The organism is Erwinia wuhanensis, assembly GCF_030484085.1.
GTDB classification, from domain to species: Bacteria; Pseudomonadota; Gammaproteobacteria; order Enterobacterales; family Enterobacteriaceae; genus Erwinia; species Erwinia aeris.
The window spans coordinates 610,699-633,221 of record NZ_JAUJUH010000001.1; the positions used below are offsets into that span (position 1 = coordinate 610,699).

Sequence of the window (22,523 nt, forward strand, 5' to 3'; positions counted from 1 at the left end):
GGCTGTTCCGCCCTTGATGCCGCACTGTTTTAAGAAGAGCCTTTCTGCTTTGGCTTATTTTAAGCGAGGTACTGTTACCTTATAAACCTCTCATAATAAAGGATTATATGGCATCCCAATTTACGTTTTACCCTACAGACTATAGTAATGACAAAACGCTATAGGCCAGATCGCTGTAACGTACTAAAAAAGCCTCTTAATGGTTCAGCTGATGGAACATTTCTTGCGCTGTAGCAGGTTATTTGCTGCGTAGCGCTGAACACTTTACCCACCGATTTTGATTATTCAGAGCATTTATTTATCCCACCCGTCAGCGTTTTTAAAAAATAATATTCAGGTTGGAAACCATAGTTACCTTTAACTTCTCGTGGCAAATAAATGCAAAGATCGGCATCTGGTTTTACGATAAAGATCAGGACAAAAATAAAGTCTTAATAATTAATTACTTCTATTCATGAGCGCCACTCATTAGCTTATTCGGTTCAGTCAGCTTATTCTCGCCTTCGTTTTGCGCTACGCTTATCGTTAATCTCTTTTCGTCCGCCCTCTTCGCTTGTTCTGCGGCGCAGTCGGCCTTTCATCTGCAAGGAAAAAATAATGACTGATATCTATCAATGCGGTTCTCAGGCTTCTTATGCAGGCCCTGAAGATTGGTTTACCGGCACCGTGCGCGTCGATCCGCTTTTTCCTGCCAACGAACCCGCACGCGCCAGCGGCGGCAGCGTCACCTTTGAACCAGGCGCCCGTACCGCCTGGCATACGCACCCGCTGGGCCAGACGCTGATCGTAACCGCAGGCTTTGGCTATGTGCAGACCTGGGGCGAACCGGCGCGTGAAATCCGTCCCGGCGACGTGGTATGGATCCCACCGTTTGAGAAGCACTGGCATGGCGCCAGCGCCAAAACCGCGCTGACCCATATCGCGATCCAGGAAGCGCAGGATGGCAAAGTTGTGGAGTGGCTCGAAAAAGTCACCGATGAGCAATATGGCGGCGAAGCATAGGCAGAGCGCCGGTGGTCACGGAGCGCGCTACTCTTTCAAAAACGCCTGAAAGCGCGCTTTGTTAGCCACCAGCCAGCCCGGCAAATGCTCGTTATCGACCGGCACTATCTTCATTTTGCGCGGGCGGTTCCAGATGTCGATATTGTTCTCGACGCAGCGGCGAATATGGTCGGGATTATTAAATTCCGGCCGATCGTGCTCAATATGAGAAATAGTCGACATCTTTTCGCTGATGCGTTCATCCGTCATCACCCAGGAGAAATGCCAGCCACCCCGCTGAACGATTTTGGTGCGAAATTTCAGCAGGTTCCAGCGTAGCCAGCTGTCCCTAATCGGCGTACCTTTACGCTTCACGTTGCGCAGCAGCTCGGGCTGGCCGTGAAAAAAGCCTTTCAGGTTTTTATAGGTCACCATTTTAGGCAGCTTGCACAGGCGCGGCGTCCCGTCTTCGTTCATGACCTGCAAATTAAATTTAAAATTATAGAAATGCTGATAGAGCGTGGTGCAAAGGTGCCTGTGGCTGAATTGTGCCAGCGCCTGAGGATGGGGAATCTCATCCACATCGGATATGATAATGATATCGTCATCCCGCGCGTCCGTCAGGCCTTGCATAATTGCGTTACGCGCATGGCTTTCGTTTTGCCAGGGATCGGTCTCCCCTGCGTTGACCAGAGAACTGTTGGAATAAAAAGCCTGCTGATAAATAACCGGCACGCGATCGTTAATAACATAAATAATTTGATCCCTGAAGGCCGCAAATTTTTCGATATCAAAATGCAGACGTTCACGTTTCTTGCCCGTAAACGTATAAAGCGACTCAACGACGACAAACTTATCTACGTGTTTATGGAGCGTATTAAGCCGGATTTCCAGCAGCATATCTTCGTCATAGTATAAAAAGCAGTCGTAAATCACGGTAATAATGCCTGTATCGTAAAAAGCAGTGCCACAAATTAACAGAAATTGACACGGCGCTACAGCATTTTGTCAGATTTGCGTAATTACCTGTAAGCAGATGTACGACAGTCTCCTTCCACAATCCGGCCGTCACGGCCCCGTTCGTCAGTCCATCGTTTTCGAGTGCCAGCCGCCTGCCAGCAGAAACGATACGCTGTCGTCAGAAGCGATGGCCGATCCCGTATAAAGTCCCAGCAGCTGCTGTTTTTCGGCGTCATAAAACAAAATTCCGGTGAGCGCCAGGCTGGCGGCCAGGTAAAAATGGGCCGTATCCCGGAACAGCAAGGCATAGTCCGCGCTGCTGAGCGTGCCGGTGCTGGCAAGCTGCAGGGGGAAAATAGCCGGAGCGGCCTTGCCGGTGCAGGTGTTGCTATAGCCTTCAATGATCTGACAGTGAATAAGATGCTCTTCACCCTGCCCTGAAAGCGTGACTTCGGCATTGACCTCCTGAGGCGGATCGGTAACTAAAATTGCGTTAACGCTGCTCTCCATATCCTCCGGCAGATGCGGAAAATGTTTGCGGAAAAGGGTAAGGATCTCCTCAGCGTTGATATTTAAAAGATTGCTCATTTCCGCACTCCCGTTTCAAATTGTAAGCCCGCGTTATTTAATTTGAGTACAGCCTATGATTTAGCTCAGAGCGAGAAAATTGTTTCATTATCGCGCAGGCTTTGCTTGCTCTATAATTAAAAACAGCAGGTTAAGCCGTCTGCTTTTATTTTGTTTAAGATTTTCCTCAGGGCATTTATAAACGAAGCGGCGCGTTACGGCCGCTGCGCTTAATAAGCCCAGGGGTAAGCGGGGTTTTATTGCCGCTGCGCTTATTAAGCACGCGGGTAAATGTCAGCTCGTTGGCCGTTAAAGCGGTTTTTGCCCCGGTAGAGCAACGCCTTGCTCGCCTTTTGCGCGCCACAAAGCGTTCAAAAAGGCCTTTTTTGTGCTTTGTTGTAGAGATGTTAATAAAGCATCGGGCTGATAATGGGTCAGAAAACCAACAACATATTGATTACTATAGGAAAAACTTAAAGTAATCTTAACAAAATTAATGATTGAGTCGGGGGCTGAAAAGTCCTATATTGGCCGCGCTTTTTTACAGCGCTCACACTTTTAATTTATTTTTCAACTACGGCGTTATTTATAACCCTGGTTGTAGGAGAGATATGATGACGGATAAAGTCCGTATTGATAATTTTGGTGCGAATTCATCAGGAAACAATGAAGCGTTTTTAGCCCGTCAGGCTGAATATGAATCGAACGTGCGGAGCTACCCGCGCAAGCTGCCGTTCGCCATTGCTAAAGCACAGGGAGTCTGGATTACAGATGTTGAGAATAATCAATATCTTGATTGTCTTGCCGGTGCAGGTACGCTGGCGCTTGGCCACAACCATCCTGATATGCTGCAGAGCATCCAAAATGTCATTACCAGTGGCTTGCCGTTACATACGCTCGATTTGACGACGCCGTTGAAAGATGAATTTTCTGCCTACCTGCTCTCTTTACTGCCGGGCCAGGGCAAAGAATACTGCCTGCAGTTTACCGGCCCTTCCGGCGCTGACGCCGTTGAAGCCGCGCTGAAGCTGGCGAAAAAATACACCGGCCGTACCGGCGTGATTAGCTTCTCCGGCGGCTACCACGGCATGACCCACGGCGCGCTGGCGGTAACGGGCAACCTGTCGCCGAAAGAAGCCGTTAACGGCATGATGCCGGAAGTGCAGTTTATGCCTTATCCGCATCTGTACCGCTGCCCGCTGGGTATCGGCGGCAAGGCGGGCGAGCAGGCGCTGGCTTACTACTTTGAAAACCTGATCAACGACGTGGAAAGCGGCGTGCGCAAACCTGCGGCGGTGATTTTGGAAGCGGTTCAGGGCGAAGGCGGCGTGAACCCGGCTCCGGTCGAGTGGCTGCAGCGCATCCGTAAAGTGACCCAAGAACACGGCATTCTGCTGATCCTGGACGAAGTGCAGGCTGGCTTCGCGCGTACCGGTAAGTTCTTCGCCTTCGAGCACGCGGGCATCGAGCCGGACATCATTGTGATGTCCAAAGCCGTAGGCGGCGGTCTGCCACTGGCCGTGCTGGGCATCAAAAAGCAGTTCGACGCCTGGGCGCCTGGCCACCACACCGGCACCTTCCGCGGCAACCAGCTGGCGATGGCAACCGGCCTGACCACCCTGCGTCACCTGAAAGACAACAATATCGCCGATAAAGTTGCCGAACAGGGCGAATGGCTGAAAGCGAAACTGGCAGAGATGCAGAAGCGCTATCCGGTCATCGGCCACGTGCGCGGCCTGGGCCTGATGCTGGGCATTGAGATCGTCAAGCCGAACGAGCCGCAGGATCATATGGGTTGCTACCCAGCCGATGGTGAGCTTTCCGCGCTGTTGCAGAAGAAATGCTTTGAAGCTGGCCTGATCCTGGAGCGCGGCGGCCGTCACGGCTGCGTGCTGCGCCTGCTGCCTTCGCTGCTGATCAGCAATGAAGAGCTGGGTATTTTCCTGGATAAATTTGAAGTCGCCCTGGTTGCTGCCGGCGTTAAACCTGTTTCTGCGGAGTGAAGTTGATGTCCCGGTCCAACCCTATTCTGGCAGCTTCGGCGCAGAGCACCGAAGCCTACCAGCAGGCTATTGCCCAGACCAGCCAGGCCGTCGTGCAGTGGCTGCAACAGCCTGAGATGTATCAGGGCAAAAGCGTAGCCGAGCTGCGTGAGCGTATCGCGCTGGATTTCACCACGGAGGGCCTGGGCAACCAGGCCGCCATTGAGCGTGCGATCGAGTACTTCCTGAAAGACAGTCTGTCTGTGCATCATCCGCAGTGCGTGGCGCACCTGCACTGCCCTAGCCTGGTGATTAGCCAGGCGGCGGAAGTGCTGATCAACGCCACCAACCAGAGCATGGACTCCTGGGATCAAAGCCCTTCAGCCACCATCATTGAGATGAAGCTGATCGAATGGCTGCGCGCTCAGGTCGGCTATCAGGCCGGCGACGCGGGCGTCTTTACCAGCGGCGGCACCCAGAGCAATCTGATGGGGCTGATGCTGGCGCGCGATGCGTTCTTTGCGCGTCAGGGCCACTCTGTCCAGCAGGATGGTCTGCCGGGCGATCTCAGCAAGATTAAAGTGTTCTGCTCTGAAAACGCCCACTTCTCCGTGCAGAAGAATATGGCGCTGATGGGTCTGGGCTACCGCTCCGTGACGCTGGTGAAAACCGATCGCTTTGCGCGTATGGATACGGCGGATCTGGCTGACAAACTGGCGCTGGCAAAAGCCAACGGCGAAAAGGTGCTGGCTATCGTCGCAACGGCGGGCACTACCGACGCGGGCGCTATCGATCCTTTGCGTGAAATCGCGCAGATCGCAGCAGAAAACGAGACCTGGCTGCACGTTGATGCGGCATGGGGCGGCGCGCTGCTGCTTTCTGATAAGTATCGTCATTATCTGGACGGCATCGAGCTGGTGGATTCCATCACCCTGGACTTCCACAAGCAGTTCTTCCAGACCATCAGCTGCGGCGCGTTTCTGCTGAAAGAAGCGCGTCACTACGAGTTGATGCGTTACCAGGCGGCCTACCTGAACTCTGAGTTCGATGAAGCTCAGGGCGTGCCGAATCTGGTTTCCAAATCCCTGCAAACCACGCGCCGTTTCGACGCGCTGAAAATGTGGATGGGTCTGGAAGCGCTGGGCCAGAAGCAGTATGCCGAAATCATCGATCACGGCGTAACGCTGGCGCAGCAGGTTGCGGCCTGGGTTGCCGAACAGCCTGCGCTGGAGCTGGTGATGGAGCCACAGCTGGCAAGCGTGCTGTTCCGCTTCCGTCCGCAACAGGGCGACGATGCGGCAATCGCCCTGCTTAACCAGAAGATCGGCGATGCGCTGCTGGATTCCGGGCGCGCCAACGTAGGCGTGACCGAACACAACGGCGTAACCTGCCTGAAGATGACGCTGCTGAACCCAACCGTGACGCTGGAAGACATCAAGCTTCTGCTGGCGCTGGTAGAGCGCACGGCAGCTTCTCTCGCATAGTTATCCTGGTACGGATCAAAGCCGGTAACGCCCGTTACCGGCTTTTTTATAGCTATCTGATCATGTTATTTACAAGCACTGACAGAAGAACTACTTGACGGCTCAGCGGTTACCATTGATAAAACGTTCGGGTCACCGGTACTTGTTAAGCAGTAGGAATGCTTTGTTTTTACTGCATAAAAGCAGGAAGATTTTGCACTGGAAATTGTAATTTGTTTTTTACTGGTATCATCTTTTATTACCGCGCTTAATATTTTTGTTTTTTCATTGTCTGGTGATTTTTTAAAGAGCACACCCGTATCACTTTTACCTGGCATAACCTCATGACAACCATTAGTTAAAGAAAGCGTTTCGGCAGCAAAGGCGGAATTATTGACGACCAGTAAGCTTATAAGCATAAGCAAACCAAAGCTATTTTTACCGTTAAATAATTTCATGATGCAATTCTCCAATAAGAAGACAGGGGTTCTGTGTCTGGCCGATAAAGCGGTTATTTCCGCATATCGGTATTCAGAATAAATAGCTAAAGGGTAAATAATAAAAGTACCAGCGTTTCAAACGCAGGCTAAATTTTTCACCTCCTGTTACAGTATGATTGATAAATCTGTTATTAAATCAGGGCCGTTCTCAGTCCGCATTAAGGATATTTAACAGCTTTTCGGTTAGTTCAAATCTTTTATCTTCGCCTGTCGCTTCCCAACCGTTTACCCGCCTCGTAATGCCGATCAAATCCCAGCGATCCGCCAGCGACAAACAGTCATTGTTTTTCAGATACCAGCAGGCTGAGTCTGCTGCGCCCTGCTGAGTGGAACAATATGTCGTGACGCTATCAAGCGTGATATTTTTTTCCTGCGCGAATTTTTGATACAGGTTTTTGCCTGTTAGTTGAATCAATCCGCGGCCACGATAACGATATCCCTCTCCGGAAGCTTCTGATCCATTTCCCATCCGGTTGGCGTAAACGCGGTTTGCCAGCTTTTCCGGCTGGTGGCAAAAGAGTTTTGCTTCCTGCTCGTTTTTAAAATGCTTGCCGTATATCAGCATAATATGTTGAGCGGAAGCGTAATCCAGATTTTCTTCCAGCTGACTGAGGTCGCATCCCGCCTCAACCATAAACTGCCCGATCGCCGCCGCCTTACGGCGACTGGTAGTAAAATCATACTCGGCAAAATATTGCACCAGGATGGGTGCCCAGAGTTGGACGTCGATACCGCTATTGAGTTGATGAAGTGCATGGCTTAACTTATCGATGTCTGCATTATCTTTAGCTTTTTTTGCAGGTATCTGCTCATTAGATAACGAGCCTGCGCTTCCTGTTGAGGGAGGAATTGCCGGATTGGTTTCGGCTTCTTTCCCGGCATTCACGGACGAGGACTGCCTGTCAGGAGCTACTTTATTTATCAGCAGGTTGAGGCTACCTTCGATAAAATCCACCCCTGCATAGCCTGCTGAAATGACAGCAAATAATTTATCTATCTGCAGCTGATGGATAAAGTCTTCAATACCGATGATCAATCCGCTCATACAGCCTGCAATAAAACCAATCATTAATGTAACCAGAAGGTATGGGGCGTTAAAATGAAAATGTTCAAATTTATCTGCCTGAAAATCGCCAGCCTTGTTTAGCCCAACGACGGCCCTTATGCCCTGTCCGACCATGCCAGCCACGCCGCAAAGAACCAGGGCCGGGAGAACATTGATTGCAGTCAGTTCGTTCATAACGCCTCTTATTAGCCTGAATAATATCGATCTGGTAATTTTGCACTACAGGGAAATAATCTATTGGCAGGCGGAGCGGCAAACAGCCTCACGTTGAGGCTGTTTATTAAAAAAACCATCATTCAGTGTTCTTCCCAGTTGTCCGGGTGCCGGCATTGTATTGATGAAAATTAAGGAATATAAAACCACAAAAGATTTTATCGCCCGTCATTTTTAATGAGGACGTCGTTTAATGCTGCTGACAAAATTGCCGGAAGATGTATATTCAATATAAAAATCAGTATCGCCTTTTGTAGCATCGCAAACGCCGACGCTGGCCGCAGAAGATGAGGTGGTGAAATTCATTACCTGACCAGACTCATAACTACCCAGAGCCACATAAAAAGTCAGTACGGGCTGGCAATCAAGATAGCTGTTAGGCGTTAGCGTTGAAAAGTTAGAAAGCACCACGGTACCGTCACTTAACGAGACAGCGGAACCACCGTAATAAGTTTCCAGTGAAGAATCAAACTGAGGCACTACAATCCTGAAAGCCCCCGGCTGAACATTTTGACTGGCATCCGGTATGACCGGGAGTGACAGCCCCAGCGGTTGTGCGGTCATGGTGGCAACGCTGGCAGCAACCCCATCTGCTGGCGTTAAATCAATTTGTTGAATAGCCGAGTAGTATCCAGAAGGCTTACCTACTTCCGGCGTATTTTTAAAAGACTGCACGCCAGCATGATATTGTAATTCAAGCTGAAACTGATAGCTTGTGCCCTGAGATGAATAAGATGCTATTTGACAGTGCAGCAGACTATTAGAATAAATTTCCGCCCCGCCAGTGTATTTTGCCGGTTCCTGAAAAAAATAAAAGTCTCTGGGTGTACCGGAATTATTGATTAGGGTAATAGTAATGAGTTCAGACATAAATCCTCCGAAAATTATCATTGAGTTATCTGTTCTTGTCGAACAGAGATTAACGTTCCTTCCATTAATTTAAATGAAAGTAAAATCGTTATAAACGCTTATTTACTTCGAAAAATCACGTCCAGAAAAATAAACTTTTCTGATCGGGTTCAGGCTCATCTGAAAAGCGCAGAAGAAAATAACCGCTTATTAAATTATTTTCCTCCTGCCATGACACATTACCCACCACGGTTAAATTTTGTACACGTAGCTTTTTCGATCCTGACGATCGATTCTGCTCATTATTTAGCCAGTGAGCATAATTTAACCAAAAATCTCGCCGATTATTTGCAATAAGACGCTGATCTTCCGGGATCTTTCATTAGTTATTTTTAAGTTTTAGTAGTTACTTGCCGCTTCGCTGCTAATTTTTCTGCGAAAAAATGTTTTTTTATTTCTGCCGAATTATCGTGTTCGGCAAGATCACCTATATTTATTGCCATATAAATTAGTAAGTTATGATGGATGATTTTTTCAGAGGATTAAATACATATTATTTACAGGGGGTTGATGATTTTTTAATAGCAAAAGTGATAAGACGAACGTGTTAATTACCAGCGTAATTAATGCATTTTATTCACTACATTGAGGTGGGCGGGGAAACAATACGTGAGACAGAAGCCGTAAACAGTACGGGATAAAGGCCTGGCGAAGCTGAGTCTGTTTTTTGAAAAAGCGATAAACAAGAAAAAGGCGTCCCGCAGGACGCCTTTACGCTTACATCTGCACCAGATTTTTGATTTTCACATCCGGGTTGACGTCGGCGTCGTAATCCACGCCGTCCAGGCCAAAGCCGAACAGGTGCATAAACTCTGTTTTGTAGCCAACGAAGTCGGTCAGCTCGTTCAGATTTTCGTTAGTGACGGTCGGCCACAGCTTCACCACTTCATCCTGCACTTCTGGCTGCAGCTCTTTGTAGTCGGCACGCAGGCGGCCAACATCGTCAAGAATTGGTGAGGCGTTATACAGGCTGTCTTTGAACAGGCCGTAAACCTGCTCGATGCAGCCTTCGTGAGTGCCCTTTTCCTTCATCACTTTAAACAGCAGCGACAGGTAAAGCGGCATCACCGGAATAGCAGAGCTGGCCTGGGTAACCACGGCTTTCAGTACGGAAACACGCGCGTCGCCGCCCTTTTCCGCCAGCGTGTCGCGAATAGTCAGGACGCGCTTGTCCAGGTCTTTCTTGGCTTCGCCGATAGAACCGTTCCAGTAGATATCGTGGGTGATCTGCTCGCCAAGATAGGTAAAGGCGGTGGTTTTCGCGCCTTCAGCCAGCACGCCGGCCGCGTTCAGATCGTCAATCCACATCTGCCAGTCTTCGCCGCCCATCACCGCTACGGTGCCGTCGATCTCTTCCTGAGAAGCGGGTTCCAGCGTGATATCGGTAATGGTTTCTTTATCGGTGTTCAAGCCGCGCGTGTGCAGCGTTTTGCCAACCGGTTTCAGCGTAGAGTTAAAGACTTCGCCGGTTTTTGGATGGGTACGACGCGGCGCAGCCAGGCTGTATACCACCAGATCGACCTGACCCAGATCCTGTTTAATCAGCTCAATGGTCTTTTGCTTTACTTCGTCTGAGTAAGCGTCGCCGTTGATGCTTTTTGCATACAGGCCCTTCGCTTCCGCCAGCTCTTCAAAAGCCGCAGAGTTATACCAGCCAGCGGTAGCCGGTTTGTTTTCTTCGCCCGGACGCTCGAAGAACACGCCCAGCGTATCGGCTTCGCAGCCAAAGGCGGCAGAGATGCGGGCAGCAAGGCCGTAACCCGTAGAAGCGCCAATCACCAGCACCTTTTTAGGGCCGTTGGCAATTTTGCCCTGGCGGGTCACGTAATCAATTTGTTTTTCAACGTTAGCTTTGCAACCCGCCGGATGGGCGGTAACACAGATGAAGCCACGAATGCGTGGTTTAATAATCATGTCGACCTCAATAACCGTCTCAGTAAATATGGCCCGTAGAATACCTGCTTGTGGCGTTTCAGGCAAAGTTGACAGTAGCTTATCGTCTACAGACGCTTTTAACACGAGCGCTTTGCATATTATTTATTCAGTCTTTATACAACCGCTCGCGCCTGAGCGGGTGAAAAGCGGCAGCGGAATACGAAAACGCCGTGAACCCATCCGTGGCGGCTCGTTGCGCGCGTCCATGCGCGTTTGCTTTCCGCTCGCCCTTTGCCGTAATGAAGCGGTGGTATTGCTGCCAAAAACGGCAGTGCACCGCCAGGCCATTGCGTTTGTCATCAATCTTACGGCAGTCCTGAGTCTGCCTGTTAACAGTCTGACTCAGGGCACGTGACACCAGTTACGCAACTGATTAATACCGCCGTCCGGCGAGGTAAAGCCCGCGCAGCCTAACAGGCTGTCGTACAGCTTTTCGTGGAATACCGGCGTTTTATCCTGCGCCATTTTTTTCAGCTGATTAAAGGCCGCCGCGTGATCGGGGTGCTGTAAAAATTTGTCGGATGCCCAGACCATGATCGGCACGCTGCGCTGCGCCATCGGTGCCTGGTTGCGCGGCGTGCCGTGGAAATGCATATTTTGCGAAATCGACTCGCCGTGATCGGAAGCATAAAACACAATAGCGTTACGATCGCGCAGTTGGTTAAAGACCTGCTCCAGCACGTAATCGGTATAAAGCAGGCTGTTATCGTAAGAGTTAACCATCTGCTGCGTGGTGCAGTCGTCGTCAATGCCCAGGCATTCCGGCTGATAGCGCGCAAAGCTACGCGGATAACGCTCGGTATAGAGATAGTGCGACCCTTTGGTATGCAGAATAACCAGGTGTTTGCCCTGCGGATGACGCTCGACAGAATCCTTCAGCTCGCTGACCAGCGCCATATCGTCGATAGGCTTGCCGACGTTGCGCTTTTCGGACTGAATGGTTTCCCGCAGCGCATAGTCGTCCGCCAGCGCTTTGTTATAAAACCAGGCCTCGCTCTGCATGGCAAACAGCTCGGAGGAGAAGCCCTGCTTTTTCAGCACGGAAAACACGTTCATCTCTTTCAGCGTGCGCTCTGGCGCTTCCGACGCGCCGCCCTCGCGCACAAACATGCAGCGCAGCGAGAGTTTGGTTGAGGTGTCGCAGGAGTAACCCTGGAGCGCAGCCAGATTAGGCTCTTTATCCAGGTAAGGCGTATTGTCGCGCTGGTAACCGTAAACCCCCATATGATCGCGCCGCGCACTTTCGCCAATCACAAACACGATATAGAGGCTGTCCGCATCTTTTGGCGGCGTGTAGGTAAAGTGCGCGGCGGGATCGAACAGTTTACGACTGTCTTCTGCCTGGCTCCAGCTGCTGTAGGCCAGCAGCCCCATGCCCGACAGCCAGTTTGATGGCGAATAGGTGCCGGCGACCACGCCGCCGTAGCTGGCCATCATGCGGTTATGCTGGCGATCCAGATTATCCTGGTGCTCGCCCATCACCTTCAGCGGCAGCCAGCAGCAGAGGCCTGCGGCCAGCATGACGCCGATGCGCCGGGCGATAGCGCCACCGTTACGCCGCCGCAGGGCCGCTTCCGGCAGCGGCGCGAGCCACAGGATCAGCAGCGGCAGCAGGCTCACCAGGCCCAGCCAGACGCCAAAATCCCAGCCGACCGACTCCCTGGACAGATCGAAACTGTCGGTGGTCATCACCGCCGCGATAATGCCGTAGCCGATATCGACGTTGAAAAAGATCATGTAATAGCTGGCGGCCACGGAAAACACCACCAGCAGCGAAGTCAGAATACGGAACAGCAGCCGGCCGGCCAGCGAGGCCAGCAGCGTGGTAAACAGCACCAGCGCAAAAGCCGCGACCACTTCAATGGCGATCGACAGCAGGGCGTCGTAATGAAGCTGATGAAAGCGGCGGAGAAAAATCGGCAGGTTTAATAAAATGCCCGTGTAAAAGGCAATAAAGCAGCAGACCCGATACTGCGTCAAAAAAAGCAATCTTTTCATCTGTCCCGTCATTGTTATGGCAGTGAATGGCATGACCAAAGCGGCTTTGGTATTGAAAACGTTATTATTCTAACGATACGGCGTAAGACAAGGTAAACGCAGGTGAGTTTACCGTTGGTACTGAAAAAGTGAGTGTTATAATGTAACAAAAGATGTGGCAGACGTTAACCTTTTCGTGCAGCGCGCGCGCCTGGCAGGCTTTCGGCAAAGTTTGAACCGGCTCAAAGTTCTGATAAATAAAGGCGTACCGAACTACATGCAGTGGATATGCATAATTATTCCCAAAGCCTGATACAAAGGCTGGCTACGGGTCAATGCGGTAATTAATTATTCGCCTGCCCTCAGCCGATCCACCTTTCCGTGCTCTTATTAACATTAATTTAATGAATTAAAAACAACTCATTAATGTTAGATTATGCCGCGTTCAGGTCAGAAGCACTGGCTCCCTCATCATTTCGTAGCATTTATAACTGTCAGGAAAGCATTGTTATGGATAAGCTATCTTACGCGTCAGAAAGCCCCAACACCGCCTGGTCCACCTACCTGCAGCAGATCGATCGCGTCGCGCCCTACCTGGGCGAGCTGAGTCGCTGGGTCGATACGCTACGCCATCCTAAACGCGCGCTGATCGTGGATATTCCTCTTCAGATGGACGATGGCTCCATTCGTCACTTTGAAGGCTTTCGCGTGCAGCACAATCTGTCGCGCGGGCCGGGCAAGGGCGGTGTTCGCTATCATCCCAACGTCGACTTAAATGAGGTCATGGCGCTTTCCGCCTGGATGACCATCAAGTGCGCCGCGGTGAACCTGCCTTACGGCGGTGCCAAAGGCGGCATCCGCGTCGATCCCTTTAAGCTTTCCGAAGGCGAACTGGAGCGACTGACCCGTCGCTACACCAGCGAAATCGGCCTGGTGATCGGCCCGCAAAAGGATATTCCGGCGCCGGACGTGGGCACCAATGCCAAAGTGATGGCCTGGATGATGGATACCTATTCCATGAATCAGGGCACCACCATTACCGGCGTGGTGACCGGCAAGCCGGTGCATCTCGGCGGATCGCTGGGCCGTGAAAAAGCCACCGGTCGGGGCGTATTTGTTACCGGTCGTGAAGTCGCCCGTCGCCTGAATATCGAAACGGACGGCGCGCGCCTTGCCGTTCAGGGCTTCGGCAACGTCGGCAGCGAAGCGGCTCGACTGTTTGTCGCCGCTGGCGCGCGGGTGGTGGTCGTTCAGGATCACTCCGCCACGCTTTACAATGCCGAAGGCATCGATCTGACCGCGCTGACCGACTGGCAGGCGACGCATAAAAATATCGCCGGGTTCAGCGGCGCGCAGACGATTGACGCGGAAGCGTTCTGGCAGCTGCCGATGGATATTCTGATCCCGGCGGCGCTGGAAGGACAAATCACCCGTGAACGCGCGGAAAAACTGAGCTGCAAGCTGATCCTGGAAGGCGCTAACGGCCCAACCTACCCGGACGCAGACGATATGCTGGCGTCGCGCGGCATTACCGTAGTGCCGGACGTTATCTGTAACGCGGGCGGCGTAACGGTCAGCTACTTCGAGTGGGTGCAGGATATGGCCAGCTTCTTCTGGAGCGAGAGCGAGATCAATGAGCGAATGGACAAAATTATGTCCGAAGCGATGATCCATATCTGGGACAAAGCGCGGGAAAAAGAGTGCAGCCTGCGTACCGCTGCCTATATCGTTGCCTGTGAGCGTATTTTGATGGCAAGGAAAGATCGCGGCATTTATCCGGGCTAGGCAGCCTGCAAAAACAGAACGCCGCCTCTTATGGGCGGCGTTTCTTTTTACTGCTTACCCCAGCGGCTGCGCAGGTAGTTCACCGCCTGCTGCGTTTGCGGCTCGTCAAGAAAAGCGTCGCGAAACAGAATGGTTCCGGCCACGCCGGGCTGCGTCTCGTTGAGCTCAATCTGCCTTTTCAGCTCGGCCACGCCCTGCTCTTCGCCCCACTGCGGCTCGGTAGCCGTAGGCTTGCCCACTTTATACAGCGCCACGCCGATATAGAGTTTGACGGGGCCGCTGCCGACCACGTCAGCCCACCATTTCGCCAGCGTGGGATAACGCACGATTTTCCGCTCGAACGGCCAGTAAAGCTGGGGCGCAATATAATCCAGCAGCCCTTCTTTAACCCACAGTCGGGTATCGGCAAAGGCCTGATCGTAAGCCTCGCCGCCGCGCGTATCGGAACCGCGCTCGTCTTTGTCCGCATTGCGCCAGACGCCTGCCGGACTGATGCCGAACGCCACCTCCGGCTTCAGGGACTTGATCGTCGCCGCCACCTCTTTAACCAGCAGCAGCGTATTGTTGCGCCGCCAGCTGGCCTTATCAGCAAAGCCTGCGCCGTATTGCTGCCAGCTGCGGCTGTCATCCAGCGGCGACGAGGGCGTTTCATAATAGAAATAGTCATCGAACTGCACGCCATCGATCGCATAGTTTTTTACCAGCTCGGCGACCACGCTGTTGATCCACTGGCGAACCTGCGGCAGTCCCGGATCCAGCACGTAGCGATCGCTGGCGACGCGCACCCAGTCGCGATGCAGCACGAAAACGCTGGCCGGTGACTGACGCAGCGTTTTTTGCAGCGCACTGACCGTGGCTGGCGAAGTGTTCATCGTGATCCGGTAAGGATTAAGCCACGCGTGTACCTTGAGGCCTCTTTTATGCGCCTCGGTGAGCAAAAACTGCAGCGGATCGTAACCGGGATGCTGGCCGATTGCCCCGGTCAGCTCGGCAGACCAGGGCAAAATCGCGGAGCGATAAAGCGCGGTGCCGTCAGGCTTCACCTGGAAAAAGACCGTATTGATGCCCAACGCCACATACTTATCCAGCCGCTGAACGAGCGCCTGCTGCTGTCGCGCGATGCGCAGTTCGGGATCGGCAAGCGTTAGAGAAGCAGGCGGCGGCCAGTCGAGGTGGTTCACCGTTGCCAGCCAGACGCCGCGCACAGGCTGAGGCTTTATTACGGGCGTGGGCGGCACATAAGGCGTGACCAGCGATTTGACCTCAGACTTATGGCTACAGCCTGCCATAAGCAGCACCAGCATCGCCCCAAGCCAGCCTGAACCCCTTTTTATTAACATCTTGCCTGCTCCCTGGTTATGGCGTCAGATATTTCTCCACCAGCGCTAAAGCAATGGTTTCCGTCTTTGCGTCGGCGTTGCCGCTGATATCGACCGGGCGGAAATGCATTGGAAAGCGCGGACAGTTATGCGGGTTTCCTCATCCGGAACGCCCGTTAGCGCTATTTTACTATAAGCGTGCGCGCCGCCTGATAATGCGTTTTAAAGGCTTCGTTTTCTTCGCTCAGGCGGATAGCCGCTTCAATCATCTCGTTCTGGTTCAGCGAGGTCGCGCCTTCGCTGGTGCGCCAGTGGATATAGAGCACGCAAAGCGCGGCAACCTGCAACATCTCGTTTTCCGCACTATCGCCGTCAAAGCCATATTCCTCGTCACACCAGCGGTAAACGTCGCCGACAAAAGGCATATCGCCCTGCTCGTCCAGCGGCGGCAGGCTGGCGAACAGCTCGATCATTTCGGGTGTGGCGACGTAGCTGCTGCGGCCGACCGCATCCAGCTGTTTGCCACGCGCGCGGGCGTTGTTGGCCTGTTTGGCTTTGAGTTTGGCGCGCTTGCTGCGCTTGTCCTGCTTGCTCACCGGTTTCTCCTGGCGAAAAAAAAGAGCGTCATCATAGCAGAGAACGCTCTCTGCGGACGGCTACATTTTACCGATAAACAGCGACACCAGCCCGGCGGCGATCAGCGGCCCGACCGGCACGCCGCGAAACAGCGACACGCCGATAATCGTGCCGATCAGCAGGCCGCCGACGATAGTAGGCTGCGATCCCATCAGGCTGACGCCGCGCCCGCCTACCCAGGAGACGAAAATGCCTACCGCGATCGCCAGCAGGGATTTCCAGTTCAGAAAGGAGTGCATCAGCGTGCTGGTCGGCAGCGCGCCGCTGGCAATGGGCGCCATGACGCCAATGGTCAGGATCACAATCCCGACGGTGACGCCCTGCTTTTCAATCCACGGGAACAGCGCGTTCAGCGGCGTCATGCGCACCACGATCAGCACCAGCAAAGCGATAGCGACGGTCAGGTTGTGGCTGAAGTAGCTGAGCCCCGCCAGAAACAGCAGAATAAACAGCGTTAAATCGAACATAGTGGTTTCCTGTCAAAGCGTGGGGCTACACCTTAAAACGCTTTGCCGCTGCGCTCTAGCTCTTTTTAACGCCTTAAAAATTAAAGAATAGCTTCGAGCGCGGCCTGCAGGCTGGTTTCCGGGCCGGTCAGCACCGCCAGCGTGGTATTGATCTGCTTTGCCGCGCCCGCCATCGAACTTTGCGCCAGCACGATACAGCCCAGCGCACACTCGTGGCGATCGCGAATATAGTGCGCGATCTCACGATGGTAGCCATCCATATCCCCCTGGTTGAAAAAGGCCCAGGCGCGCGGGATCAGTTCTACGGCCAGACGGCTGCCGGGAATAAACGCCTCGAACAGCCGCGTGGTGGCCGCAAGCGTAGAATGGGCGGTGCAGAGCACCAGCACCGCGCCGTGATAGTGCGAGGCCGCCTTCGCCAGCGCCGCGTCCACGCGAATAACAGGCTTGCTGAAACGTTTAGGATCCAGTGCCACCACGCCCAGCGTGGTACAGGTGACGATCACCGCATCGGCCTGCTGGCACAGCTCGTCGAGGATATGGCTGACGGCCGCCTCAATGTCGGGAGTCACTTCGCCCGCTTCTGCCGCCTGAGTTAACAGCTCGCTTTGCACGCAGTGCAGCAGCTGAACCTCATCATAATCCAGCGCTTGCAGCGCCTCTTCAAACAGCACTATGTTGCTTCTTGCCGCATGCAGACAGGCTATGGTTGCCATCTTGCTTTCTCCTGAAAAAGGTCTTTTGCCACTGTGGCAAATTCTGTAGCGCTTTGCCAACACTTCGGCCCTTTCCGTCACTTTTGTTTCACTGATGGATCACCATGCTGGTGCAATGCGCCAGCCTGAGGCAGGAATTTAACGAAACGATCGTTTCACCCGGCGCGCGGACTGGATGACACGCCTGGTACAAAAGTTGCAACGTCAGTGGCAAAGCCTGAAGGAGAAACAGATGAAAGCATTGATTATGGGCGCGGGGATCGGCGGCATGTGCACCGCCATTGCGCTGCAGCGTTTTGGTATCGAAACCGCAGTATTTGAAGCGGTAAAAGAAATTAAGCCCGTCGGCGCGGCCATCTCCATCTGGCCCAACGGCGTGAAGTGCCTGAATTATCTGGGCATGAAAGAGCAGCTGCGGGCGCTGGGCGGCATGATGCAGACCATGGCCTATCATGATGCGCGGACGGGCAATCCTCTGACGCAGTTCAGCCTGGCCCCGCTGATTGCCGAGTCCGGCGAGCGCCCTTACCCGGTCGCGCGCGCGGAATTACAGTCCATGCTGCTGGGACACTATGGCTTTGACCGGGTACGGTTCGGCAAACGCGTGGCGAGCGTGGAACAGCACGATCGGGGCGTGACGGCCTTTTTTACCGACGGCAGCGAGGCGCAGGGCGATTTGCTGATTGCCTGCGACGGCGCGCACTCCGCCGTCCGTCCTTACGTGCTGGGACAAACCGTGCCGCGGCGCTACGCGGGCTATGTTAACTGGAACGGGCTGGTGGCGCTGGACGAAAGCATCGCGCCAGCCCGGCAGTGGACGACCTTTGTCGGCGAAGGCAAGCGCGTTTCGCTGATGCCGGTGGCGAACAACCGCTTTTACTTTTTCTTTGACGTGCCGCTGCCGCCGGGGCTGGCGGAAGATCGCAGCACGCTGCGCGCCGATTTGCAACGCTATTTTCAAGGCTGGGCCGCACCGGTGCAGAAGCTGATTGCGCAGATCGATCCGGCCACCACCAACCGTGTGGAAATCCATGATATCGAACCGTTTCCTCAGCTGGTAAAAGGCCGCGTGGCATTGCTGGGCGATGCGGCGCACAGCACCACGCCCGATATTGGTCAGGGCGGCTGCGCGGCAATGGAAGATGCGGTAGTGCTGGCAAACTGCCTGCAAACGCATTCGATGGGTATTGAAGACGCGCTGCTGCGCTATCAGGCCCGGCGCGCCGGACGCGTGAAGGATCTGGTATTGAAAGCCCGCAAACGCTGCGACGTTACGCACGGCAAGGATATGGCCGTCACGGAGCAGTGGTATCGGGAACTGCAAAGCGAAACCGGCGAGCGCATTCTTCAGGGCATGTGCGACACCATTCAGGGCGGGCCTTTCGCCTGACTCACGCCAGCGCGACGGTGGCTGCCGTCGCGATGAAGACGCCGTCAGCCTTCCTCTTTTAATCCCCGGTTAATCAGCATGGCTTCGATTTCCGGCTCTCTGCCGCGCCACTGTGCATACAGCGCTTTCAGATCCCCGCTGTTGCCGCGCGACAGAACGGCGTCGCGGAACCGCTGGCCGTTTTCCCGCGTCAGGCCGCCGTGCTCGCTGAACCAGACAAAACCGTCGTCGGCCAGCATCTGCGTCCACAGATAGGCGTAGTAGCCTGCCGCATAGCCGCCGCCCCAGATATGCTGAAAATAGCTGGAGCGATAGCGTGGCGGCACGGCGGCGAGCGCGATTTGCTCGGCCTCCAGCGCCTGCTGTTCAAAAGTGGCGACGTCCTGCTCCTGCTGGTCAGCGGCCAGGCTGTGCCAGTGCATATCCAGCAGCGCCGCGGCCAGCAGCTCGGTCATGTCGTAGCCTTTATTGAACTTGCTGGCGTTGATGATTTTCTTATGCAGCGCCGTGGGCATCGGCTCGCCGGTTTGATAGTGGCGGGCGAAATGGCTGAATACCTGCGGATCGCTGGCCCAGTGTTCGTTAAGCTGAGAGGGGAACTCAACGAAATCCCTGGGCGTGGCGGTGCCGGAAAGCGAGGGATAACGCTGTTCGGCGAACAGACCGTGCAGCGTGTGGCCGAACTCGTGGAACAGCGTAATCACGTCGTCCCAGGCGAGCAGCGCGGGCTGCCCTTCAGGCGGTTTGGGATAGTTGCAGACGTTATAAATAACGGGCTTAGTGCCGAGCAGCGTGGACTGTTCGACAAAATTACCCATCCACGCGCCGCCGCCCTTGTTGTCGCGCTTGAAATAGTCGGTATAGAACAGCGCCATCGGTTCGCCATTGACGTCCAGAATTTCATAGACGCGCACGTCGGGATGGTAAACCGGGATATCGCTGCGCGCCTTAAAGGTAATGCCATAAAGTTGGGTGGCTGCCCAAAATACACCGTTTTCCAGTACGTTATTCAGCTCAAGGTAAGGTTTGATCTGGTTTTCATCCAGATCGTAATTCGCCTTGCGCACCTGTTCGGCGTAGAACAGCCAGTCCCAGGGCTGAAGGCGGAAACCGCCCTGCTGCTGGTCAATCACCGCCTGAATATCCGCCGCCTCGCGGTTAGCACGCGCGGTGGCGGCAGGCACGATGGCACGCATAAAATCGAGTGCGGCCTGGGGAGTTGAGGCCGTCTGATCCTGAAGCTTCCAGTCGGCATAGCTGGCAAACCCCAACAGCTGCGCCTGACGCGCGCGGATGCTGGCCAGATTAGCGATCGGCGCGCGGGTATCGTTGCCGTCGCCCTTTTCAGCCCGTTGCCAGGCAGCCGAAAACAGCGCCTCCCGCGTGTCGCGATTGCTGAGGCTTTGCAGAGCCGGCTGCTGCGTGGTGTTTTGCAGCACCAGCAGCCACTGCGGCTGCAGGCCTTTCTCCTGCGCCGCTGCGGCGGCCGCGCTCAGTTCGGCCTCGCTTAACCCTGCCAGCGCTGCCGCATCGTTGACGGCAAGCCCGCCCGCTTTGGTCGCCGCCAGCAGCTTATTGGTGAACTGCGTGGTCAGCGTGGCCGCCTGCTGATTCAGCACCTTCAGCTGCGCTTTTGTGTCGTCACTGAGGCTGGCCCCGGCGAGCTGAAACGCCTGCCAGGTTACTTCCACCAGGCGCAGCGATTCGTCGTCCAGCCCCAGGCTCTGGCGCTGCTGGTAAACGCTGTCGAGACGTGCAAACAGCTGGCTGTTTAGCCGGATATCATCCTCCAGCGCCGTCAGCCGTGGCGACATCTCCTCGTCAAGCTGCTGGAGCAGATCGCTGGTGTTGGCTGACGTCATGGCGTTAAACACGCTCTCCACGCGCCGGAGCATCAGTCCGCACTGCTCCAGCGCCTGATAAGTATTGGCGAAGGTCGGCGGCTCGGCGCTGTTGGCGATGCGCTCTACCTCTTCCCGTTTTTGCCGCATTCCCTCTTCCAGCGCCGGACGATAGTCGGCTTCGGTAATGCGATCGAAAGGCGGCGCCTGAAACGGCAGCGGGCTGGGCTGGCTGAACGGATTAGTGGGCATGGCATGACTCCTTATCGACTCTCCGAATAGGCGAAACGGGCGGCATCAGGCAGGCATGCTGAACAGCCTGGTCAGCGTCTGGATTTGCCGATCGTCCGATGATAAATCTTTAACAATCAGATGTAAGGGTGTAGCACGTCTGCCGCCGTGCGTCATGGGAAGAATTTTCAGCGTGCCGGCAGCCAGCTGCGAGGCGATACGCTCTTCCGGCAGCCAGCCGTAGCCGACCTGCGCGATCACGGCCTCCGCCGCGGCATCAATGGTGGAGAAAGTCCAGCATTCGGCCGCATCGAGGCTGTCGTCCTGGCCGTCGGATTCCCGCTCTGCGATGCGGATAAGCGGGTAAGCCGCCAGATCCTCGCCGCTCAGCGGTGCCGCCTGCTGGTGCAACGGATGATCGCGATGCGCCACCGCGACAAAATCAATATTCATCAGCCATTCTCCCCGACCGGTCAGATCCTGACGACGCGTCAGCACCATCACGTCCGCTTCCGGCCTTTCTGCCGCATTGCTTTCCAGCACTTCGGTAAGGTTTACCTGCGTATGCGGATGCTGCTGCTGAAACTGCCGCAGAATGGTAAACAGGCGCCCGCGCGGGAAAATGGCATCCACCACTAAATCCAGGCGCGTCCGCACGCCCGTGGTCAACAGAGCGGCATGGGCTTCCACATACCAGAACGCTTTCAGCAAGGGTCTGACCCGCGCCAGCAGCTGCTCGCCCGCCGCCGTCAGTACGGTCCGCCGCCCTTCAGGCCGCAGCAGCGCCACGCCCAGCCTTTCCTGCAGCAGCGCGAGGTTGTAGCTGACCGAAGACTGGCTGCGGCAGGTCGCCTCCGCTGCTTTCGCAAAGCTGCCCGACTCCACCACTTTCTCCAGCAGCGCCCACTGTTCCAGCGTCGTTTTATGCATGATTGATTTAATTATCAGATGAATTTGACTTAAAATTAGCGTTATTAATTCAGAAAATAAACCGATAAAGTGTCAAAAAAACACAGGAGGATAAGATGAAATTCGATCGAAATGACCTGAGCGGCTTTATCGGTAAACACCTGGTTTATACCTACGACAACGGCTGGAATTACGAAATTTACGTCAAGAACGAGCAGACGCTGGATTATCGTATTCACAGCGGCATGGTCGGCAACCGCTGGGTGAAAGATCAGCGGGCTTATATCGTGCGTGTCGGCGAGGAGAGCTATAAAATTTCCTGGACGGAGCCGACCGGCACCGACGTCAGCCTGATAGCTAACCTGGGCGACCGCCTGTTTCACGGCACCATCTTCTTCCCGCGCTGGGTAATGAATGACCCGCAAAAAACCGTTTGTTTCCAGAACGAGCATATTGCGGAAATGGAACGCTATCGCGAAGCCGGCCCGGCTTATCCAACGGAAATTATCGATGAGTTCGCGACGATCACGTTTATCCGCGACTGCGGACCCGATAACGACAGCGTGATTGACTGTGCGGCCAGCGAGCTGCCTGCGAATTTTCCTGATAACCTCAAATAATCAGTCAATCAGATTTTATCGCGTGACCTGACGCGCCTCTCCTTTATCCCGGCCAG

General features: G+C 54.2%; 19 protein-coding genes. 6 read left to right on the forward strand and 13 right to left on the reverse strand.

Annotation, left to right across the window (positions count from 1 at the left end; genetic code table 11):
• The first annotated feature begins 597 nt into the window (after window positions 1–597).
• Window positions 598–1,002 (forward strand): (R)-mandelonitrile lyase, encoded by a 405-nt coding sequence (locus QZH36_RS02755; RefSeq protein ID WP_253454317.1) that lies wholly within the window; start codon window positions 598–600, stop codon window positions 1,000–1,002.
• Window positions 1,003–1,029: 27 nt separating this feature from the next.
• On the opposite strand, the gene QZH36_RS02760 is transcribed toward QZH36_RS02755, so the two are convergent.
• On the reverse strand, window positions 1,030–1,917 hold the full coding sequence (locus QZH36_RS02760) for a glycosyltransferase family 17 protein (RefSeq protein WP_301729600.1): 888 nt from the start codon (window positions 1,915–1,917) through the stop codon (window positions 1,030–1,032).
• 147 nt (window positions 1,918–2,064) lie between these two features.
• Window positions 2,065–2,529 (reverse strand): VapA/VapB family virulence-associated protein, encoded by a 465-nt coding sequence (locus QZH36_RS02765; protein WP_301729601.1) that lies wholly within the window; start codon window positions 2,527–2,529, stop codon window positions 2,065–2,067.
• A 590-nt stretch (window positions 2,530–3,119) separates the two neighbouring features.
• On the opposite strand from QZH36_RS02765, the gene QZH36_RS02770 reads away from it, so the two are divergent.
• Together QZH36_RS02770 and QZH36_RS02775 are read left to right on the forward strand one after the other, a co-directional pair.
• Window positions 3,120–4,511: a diaminobutyrate--2-oxoglutarate transaminase gene (locus tag QZH36_RS02770; RefSeq protein WP_253454320.1), complete on the forward strand. Its 1,392-nt coding sequence runs from the start codon at window positions 3,120–3,122 to the stop codon at window positions 4,509–4,511.
• 5 nt (window positions 4,512–4,516) lie between these two features.
• Window positions 4,517–5,974 (forward strand): pyridoxal phosphate-dependent decarboxylase family protein, encoded by a 1,458-nt coding sequence (locus QZH36_RS02775; protein WP_253454321.1) that lies wholly within the window; start codon window positions 4,517–4,519, stop codon window positions 5,972–5,974.
• A 65-nt stretch (window positions 5,975–6,039) separates the two neighbouring features.
• Here the strand turns inward: QZH36_RS02775 and QZH36_RS02780 are convergent, their stop codons facing one another.
• The 5 genes from QZH36_RS02780 to eptB form a co-directional block, all read right to left on the reverse strand.
• Window positions 6,040–6,411, reverse strand: a complete 372-nt coding sequence (locus QZH36_RS02780) for a hypothetical protein (RefSeq protein WP_253454322.1) — start codon at window positions 6,409–6,411, stop codon at window positions 6,040–6,042.
• 190 nt (window positions 6,412–6,601) lie between these two features.
• Window positions 6,602–7,693, reverse strand: coding sequence for a glycoside hydrolase family 19 protein (locus QZH36_RS02785; RefSeq protein ID WP_253454323.1), 1,092 nt, complete (start codon window positions 7,691–7,693; stop codon window positions 6,602–6,604).
• Window positions 7,694–7,906: 213 nt separating this feature from the next.
• Entirely contained in the window at window positions 7,907–8,602 is a 696-nt protein-coding gene (locus tag QZH36_RS02790; RefSeq protein WP_253454324.1) for a hypothetical protein, read from the reverse strand.
• Window positions 8,603–9,358: 756 nt separating this feature from the next.
• The gene (gene fabV / locus QZH36_RS02795; protein ID WP_253454325.1) at window positions 9,359–10,555 is read right to left on the reverse strand and encodes an enoyl-ACP reductase FabV; all 1,197 of its coding nucleotides are present in this window, start codon (window positions 10,553–10,555) and stop codon (window positions 9,359–9,361) included.
• 363 nt (window positions 10,556–10,918) lie between these two features.
• Window positions 10,919–12,574, reverse strand: coding sequence for a kdo(2)-lipid A phosphoethanolamine 7''-transferase (gene eptB, locus QZH36_RS02800; RefSeq protein WP_301729602.1), 1,656 nt, complete (start codon window positions 12,572–12,574; stop codon window positions 10,919–10,921).
• A gap of 489 nt (window positions 12,575–13,063) precedes the next feature.
• Here eptB and QZH36_RS02805 point away from each other — a divergent pair, with 489 nt between their 5' ends.
• On the forward strand, window positions 13,064–14,338 hold the full coding sequence (locus QZH36_RS02805; RefSeq protein ID WP_301729603.1) for a Glu/Leu/Phe/Val family dehydrogenase: 1,275 nt from the start codon (window positions 13,064–13,066) through the stop codon (window positions 14,336–14,338).
• A 47-nt stretch (window positions 14,339–14,385) separates the two neighbouring features.
• Here QZH36_RS02805 and QZH36_RS02810 read toward each other — a convergent pair whose 3' ends face one another.
• The 4 genes from QZH36_RS02810 to QZH36_RS02825 all read right to left on the reverse strand — a co-directional run bounded on the left by QZH36_RS02810 (window position 14,386) and on the right by QZH36_RS02825 (window position 17,476).
• Window positions 14,386–15,678, reverse strand: coding sequence for a glycoside hydrolase family 10-like protein (locus tag QZH36_RS02810; protein ID WP_253454328.1), 1,293 nt, complete (start codon window positions 15,676–15,678; stop codon window positions 14,386–14,388).
• Between the two features lie 161 nt (window positions 15,679–15,839).
• Entirely contained in the window at window positions 15,840–16,253 is a 414-nt protein-coding gene (locus QZH36_RS02815) for a hypothetical protein (RefSeq protein WP_301729604.1), read from the reverse strand.
• 60 nt (window positions 16,254–16,313) lie between these two features.
• The gene (locus QZH36_RS02820) at window positions 16,314–16,760 is read right to left on the reverse strand and encodes a DUF441 domain-containing protein (protein WP_125290076.1); all 447 of its coding nucleotides are present in this window, start codon (window positions 16,758–16,760) and stop codon (window positions 16,314–16,316) included.
• Between the two features lie 80 nt (window positions 16,761–16,840).
• Entirely contained in the window at window positions 16,841–17,476 is a 636-nt protein-coding gene (locus tag QZH36_RS02825) for an aspartate/glutamate racemase family protein (RefSeq protein WP_301250941.1), read from the reverse strand.
• A gap of 232 nt (window positions 17,477–17,708) precedes the next feature.
• Here QZH36_RS02825 and hpxO point away from each other — a divergent pair, with 232 nt between their 5' ends.
• Complete coding sequence (hpxO, locus tag QZH36_RS02830) at window positions 17,709–18,866, forward strand: FAD-dependent urate hydroxylase HpxO (protein WP_253454331.1); 1,158 nt, start codon at window positions 17,709–17,711, stop codon at window positions 18,864–18,866.
• A 44-nt stretch (window positions 18,867–18,910) separates the two neighbouring features.
• Here the strand turns inward: hpxO and dcp are convergent, their stop codons facing one another.
• Together dcp and QZH36_RS02840 are read right to left on the reverse strand one after the other, a co-directional pair.
• The gene (gene dcp, locus QZH36_RS02835; RefSeq protein WP_301729605.1) at window positions 18,911–20,959 is read right to left on the reverse strand and encodes a peptidyl-dipeptidase Dcp; all 2,049 of its coding nucleotides are present in this window, start codon (window positions 20,957–20,959) and stop codon (window positions 18,911–18,913) included.
• A gap of 45 nt (window positions 20,960–21,004) precedes the next feature.
• Complete coding sequence (locus QZH36_RS02840; protein WP_301729606.1) at window positions 21,005–21,868, reverse strand: LysR family transcriptional regulator; 864 nt, start codon at window positions 21,866–21,868, stop codon at window positions 21,005–21,007.
• A 95-nt stretch (window positions 21,869–21,963) separates the two neighbouring features.
• Here QZH36_RS02840 and QZH36_RS02845 point away from each other — a divergent pair, with 95 nt between their 5' ends.
• Window positions 21,964–22,467 (forward strand): phenolic acid decarboxylase, encoded by a 504-nt coding sequence (locus QZH36_RS02845; protein WP_125290081.1) that lies wholly within the window; start codon window positions 21,964–21,966, stop codon window positions 22,465–22,467.
• The last annotated feature ends 56 nt before the right edge of the window (window positions 22,468–22,523 follow it).